The 4,943-nt window shown below is 41.1% G+C and carries 3 protein-coding genes; 2 read left to right on the forward strand and 1 reads right to left on the reverse strand.

The window, feature by feature from the left end; all coding sequences use genetic code 11:
* Positions 1 to 2,122, forward strand: a 2,122-nt coding sequence (locus F8H35_RS04825; protein ID WP_472572417.1) for a glutamate synthase-related protein, incomplete at its 5' end; no start/stop codon positions are given.
* Between the two features lie 589 nt (positions 2,123 to 2,711).
* Here the strand turns inward: F8H35_RS04825 and F8H35_RS04830 are convergent.
* Positions 2,712 to 3,086, reverse strand: coding sequence for a hypothetical protein (locus tag F8H35_RS04830; protein ID WP_472572418.1), 375 nt, complete (start codon positions 3,084 to 3,086; stop codon positions 2,712 to 2,714).
* Between the two features lie 306 nt (positions 3,087 to 3,392).
* On the opposite strand from F8H35_RS04830, the gene F8H35_RS04835 reads away from it, so the two are divergent.
* The coding region (locus F8H35_RS04835; RefSeq protein WP_472572419.1) for a chloride channel protein at positions 3,393 to 4,943 on the forward strand (1,551 nt) is incomplete at its 3' end.

Genomic DNA, 4,943 nt, shown 5'->3' on the forward strand with positions numbered 1-4,943 from the left:
GGAAAGGGTTAAGCAGGCGGAAGAAAAAACTGAGCCGGAGCCTTCAGGGGAGCTCCGCTTCCGCCCCGGCGGTATCTACCACTCCTGGAGCCCGAAAGTTGTTCGCGGAATCTTTAAGGCTGCAAGGAGCGGAAAGTATGAAGACTTTAAGGAAGTTGTTGAGGCCGTTAATGAAAGGCCGGTTTACATAAGGGATTTGCTGAAGATTAAATCCGATAGGGAACCGATACCGATTGAAGAGGTTGAGCCCGTTGAGTCAATTGTTAAAAGGCTCATGGTGCCGGGGATGTCTGTGGGAGCTCTCTCTAAAATCGCCCACGAGGTAATAGCTGAGGCTATGAACATCTTGGGAAGCAAGAGCTGTTCCGGAGAGGGCGGAGAAGACCCTGAAAGGTATGGAACAATCAGGAACAGCAAGATTAAGCAGGTAGCCTCAGGGCGTTTCGGTGTAACTCCTGCCTACCTTGCATCTGCCGAGGAGATAGAGATAAAAATCGCCCAGGGAGCAAAGCCCGGAGAGGGCGGCCACCTTCCCGGCCACAAAGTTACTCCCTACATAGCCTCTTTAAGGTTCTCAGTTCCCGGCGTTGCCCTCATCTCACCTCCTCCCCACCACGACATCTACTCAATTGAAGACCTTGCCCAGCTCATCTACGACCTGAAGCTCGCAAATCCAAAGGCAAGAATTGCCGTAAAGTTAGTTTCTGAGGTTGGTGTTGGAACCGTTGCCTGTGGAGTTGCAAAGGCCAAGGCAGACATCGTTCAGGTAAGCGGAGCTTCCGGCGGAACGGGAGCATCTCCACTCTCTTCCATAAAGGGAGCAGGCCTTCCCTGGGAGATTGGCCTTTCTGAAACCCAGAGGGAGCTTATAAACAACGAGCTGAGGGAAAACGTGGCCTTAAGGGTTGACGGCGGATTTAAGGTCGGAAGAGACGTTGTTATTGCCGCCCTTATGGGGGCAGAGGAGTTTGGATTTGGAACAGCCGCAATGATTGCCGAAGGCTGCGTTATGGATAGAGACTGCCACACGAACCGCTGCCCCGTTGGAATAGCAACCCAGGACGAAAACAGAATCAAGAGGTTCAGAGGAGCCGTTGAGACGGTAGTCAACTACTTCAAGCTCCTTGCCGAGGATATCAGGAGAATTCTTGCCCAGATGGGATACAGGAGCTTAGACGAGATAATCGGCCGTTACGATTTGCTTGAGGAGAACAGGGAGCTCCTTGAGAAATACCCACTTGCAAGGAAGTTAGACCTTTCAGCCATAGTCAAAAACCCTGTTTACAGGCTTAAGAGAAAGGAATTGCCCTACAACCCTGTTGAATCAAAGCTCAACGACCAGATAGTAAAAGATGTTCTTCCGCACCTTAAGAAAGGGGAGAAGTTCTTCAAGGAATACCCGATTAAAAACACAGACAGGAGCGTTGGGGTTTCACTTGCCTACCACATAGTCAACCTGTTCGGGAAGGACGGGCTTCCTGAAAACCTTGTTCACCTAAGGTTTAGAGGAGTTGCCGGCCAGAGCTTTGGAGCCTTTATCCCCAGGGGAGTTCTGTTAGAGGTTGTTGGAGAAGCTAACGATTACGTTGGTAAAGGACTGGGCGGCGGAACAATAGTTCTCAGGTTCCCTGAAGAGTTCAGCGGAGAGCCAACCGAAAATGTTATTGCAGGGAATACGATTCTCTACGGTGCTACGGGGGGAGCTCTCTTTGCCAGCGGAGTGGTAGGAGAGAGGTTTGCCGTAAGGAACAGCGGAGCCATAGCAGTTGTAGAAGGAGCCGGCCAGCACGCCTGCGAATACATGGTTAGGGGAATCGTTGTAATCCTTGGAAAGGTAGGAAAGAACTTCGGAGCCGGAATGACCGGCGGAACGGCCTTTGTTTTAGACCCTGATATAGAGGAGAAGATAAACAGAGATTACGTGGAGATAAGACGCCTTGAGCCGAGGGACTACGACGTTCTGAAGTCTCTCCTTTCAAAACACTACAAGTTTACAAAGAGTCAAACTGCGGCAAGAATTCTTGAAGATAGAGCTCTCTTAGAATCCTTCAGAAAAATAGTTCCTATTGGCGTGAAAGAGCTTGAAATTAAACTCTCGGGATTTGACAAACTTCCAGACTAACTTCCCTGCGGCCTCTCTCCGGGAGGCTGCTTTATCCATACATAAATTTAGCTCTTAATTTCTCCTTATCTTCAATTCTTAGAAAGAGGCGGTTATACTGTGGTGTTTTAGAGTAAATTAATCAAAAGTTCTCCAATACAGATGAAGAAGTTTGGGGATTTTCATTCTGATGATTAATGTTAGCAGTATTTCTTTTAATAGTTCTACACAAAAATCGCTAAAAGGTTAGCAATTTCTCTATAAGTTTTGTTAAATCTGAAAAATCGGCAAATTTCAAAAAGACCCGGTATTTGGATATACTAAGTTTTTTAGGTTAATCTAAATTATGTTAAACTAAAACAGATTTTGGGTGAATATGAGCAGCTTTAGATTTTCAGCATGAGTATTTGATTCAAATTGAGCAGATGTTTTAGTCCTGCTCTAAAACTTCTCTAAATTTCCAGCTGGTTTTATACAGTAGCTATGCTCTTTTTATTAGCTAATGTTTGCTTTGAGTGTATGGAGTAGGGCTCTTCAGTATTAAAAGCTTTTCAAAGAAATTGGATTAATAATCTGGTTATAACTCCTGAAATTTTCATAACTGACAGTTCTAAAGCTTAGCTAAGTTTTTCAGATTGAGATTTGTTAAGATAAAAACCTTATTTATAATTGGTGTTCCAATAGAACTTGACTTGGATAGGTAAAATGGTATATCATCTTTAGTGAAGTTCCTTGAAAACTGAATAGGGAATCCCTTCAAAAGGGTGAATCTGCCGAGAATGTAAAAGCCCTTGAAACACAAGGGTATTACTTTTTGACAAAAAGTGAACACTAAGTCTTTCAATAGGTTATGATGGGGTACTCTTGAAATGCCCTGAAAAAGTGAAGGGATTGCGACTTTGTAACCCTCTGATTTCAACTGTTCAAAAATTGACTTGAAATGCCCTGAAAAAGTGAAGGGATTGCAACTCTTCTCCTTGTTCATCAAGGAATAATTCCTCTAAACTTGAAATGCCCTGAAAAAGTGAAGGGATTGTGACTGGGTAAATCGCTTTCTATCTCCTCTTTGTAGCTTTCTTGAAACGCCCTGAAAAAATGAAAAGATTGACTGGTGTTCTGATTAGTAAAGGAATTTTGTTCAGAAAAATAAAAAAAAATGTGATCTTCTTGTTGATTGGATAGATGTCAAACCTTTCTTTCAGAAGCTCCTAAAACTGTTAGTTTGAGTTGGGTTTATCTGTTTGATAATTTAGTAAAATATAAAAATACAAATTATTGAGCTGGATCTGTTGTGGATGAAATAAAGAAGAATTTTAACCTTTTCATAGATGCTTTACTTTTAGGGCTTATAGCTTCTTTATGTGCAGAAATTTTTTTAGTTCTGTTGGATTTTGTTAGTAAGTATTCTCTTGGGCTGTTTGCAGGTTATATCCCGTCTGATGTTATAGATATAGTTAGGTTGAAATTCCATATCTTTGACAATTATCACCCATTTAACGCTTTTTTAGTACTGGTTTTAGGCGCCTTAATTTCCGGATTTTTGGTATATACGTTTGCTCCTGAAGCAGAAGGTCATGGACTTGATACTCTAATAAGAGCTTTTCATAGAACTGGGGGATACGTTAGGCCAATAGTTGTTCCTGTAAAAATTCTGGCCTCTGCAATAACAATAGGAACGGGTGGTTCTGCAGGAAGAGCAGGACCTACAGCTCTTTTTAGTGCCGGTATAGGTAATTTGTATGCTAATTTCAGAAAACTCTCTCTTGATGAGAGAGAAGTATTGGTTTTGCTGGCAGTTGGAGCCGGCTTAAGTGCAGTTTCGGGGGCTCCCCTCGGTAGCGCTTTTTTCGCGATGGAAGTTCTATATCTTGAAAGTGAATTTAGCATAAAAGAGTTGATGATCATACTATTCGGAGCTCTCGTTGCCTATGTAATCTTTGGATATCTCTTTGGTTGGCATTCCATTTTTGTAATTCCTAAGAATTTGCATATAGTTTCGTTAAATGTTTATCTTCTTTTAATCCTGTTTAGCTTAATAGCTGCGGTTTTATCTATATTTATTGCTAACTTTTTCTATTATACGCGCGACTTTTTTAGGAAATTACCTGTAAAACCACATTTTAAACCGGCTTTAGGTGTATTAGTAGTTGGATTGATTGCTATCTTTTATCCTCAAGTTCTTGGTGGAGGATACGGATGGATGCAGGAAGCAATTTTGGGAAATTTGCCTTTTAAACTCATGTTTATTTTGCTGTTTGCTAAATTAATTGCTTTTGTATTTACAGTAGCTTCAGGTGGAAGTGGGGGAACTTTTGCTCCTACGCTATTTATAGGAACAATGCTGGGAGGGATATTTGCTTATATCTTTGGTCTTAACGTTACTGTTTTTGCTCTGTTAGGTATGTCTGCTCTATTTGCAGGAACAGCCAGAACACCGTTAGCTGCAATTATTGTTGTTACAGAGATGGCTAAAGATTACTCTTTATTAGTTCCAACTATGTTTGTTGTTTTCTTTACTTGTTGGCTTCACGATATTCTAATTAATATCTTTAAGTTTAAGTATGTTACGCTTTATGAATCTCAATTAATAAATAGGAATTATTCACCTTACGTTCAGATTGATAAATTGAGAGATATACTGTTTTGCTATGTAGATTTAGTTAAATTAGATCCTAAACAGATAAGGAATCATACACTTTTAGAGTTTCTTGAAAGCGGTAAACCGATAAAACTTCCAACAGGAGAGTATTTATATTTTGGTTCAATTACTGAAGATGCAGAAGTAAAAGAGCACAATGGAGCAAAGTTTCTTGGAAATTCAAGAATTTTATATGTTTTTAGG

The organism is Thermovibrio sp. (assembly GCA_015488335.1).
GTDB lineage: Bacteria > Aquificota > Aquificia > Desulfurobacteriales > Desulfurobacteriaceae > Balnearium.

Bases quoted from the DNA above. Each gene is read 5' to 3' on its own strand.
- F8H35_RS04830 (WP_472572418.1), bottom strand. From the start codon at position 3,086: ATGAACAAGGAGAAGAGTTGCAATCCCTTCACTTTTTCAGGGCATTTC.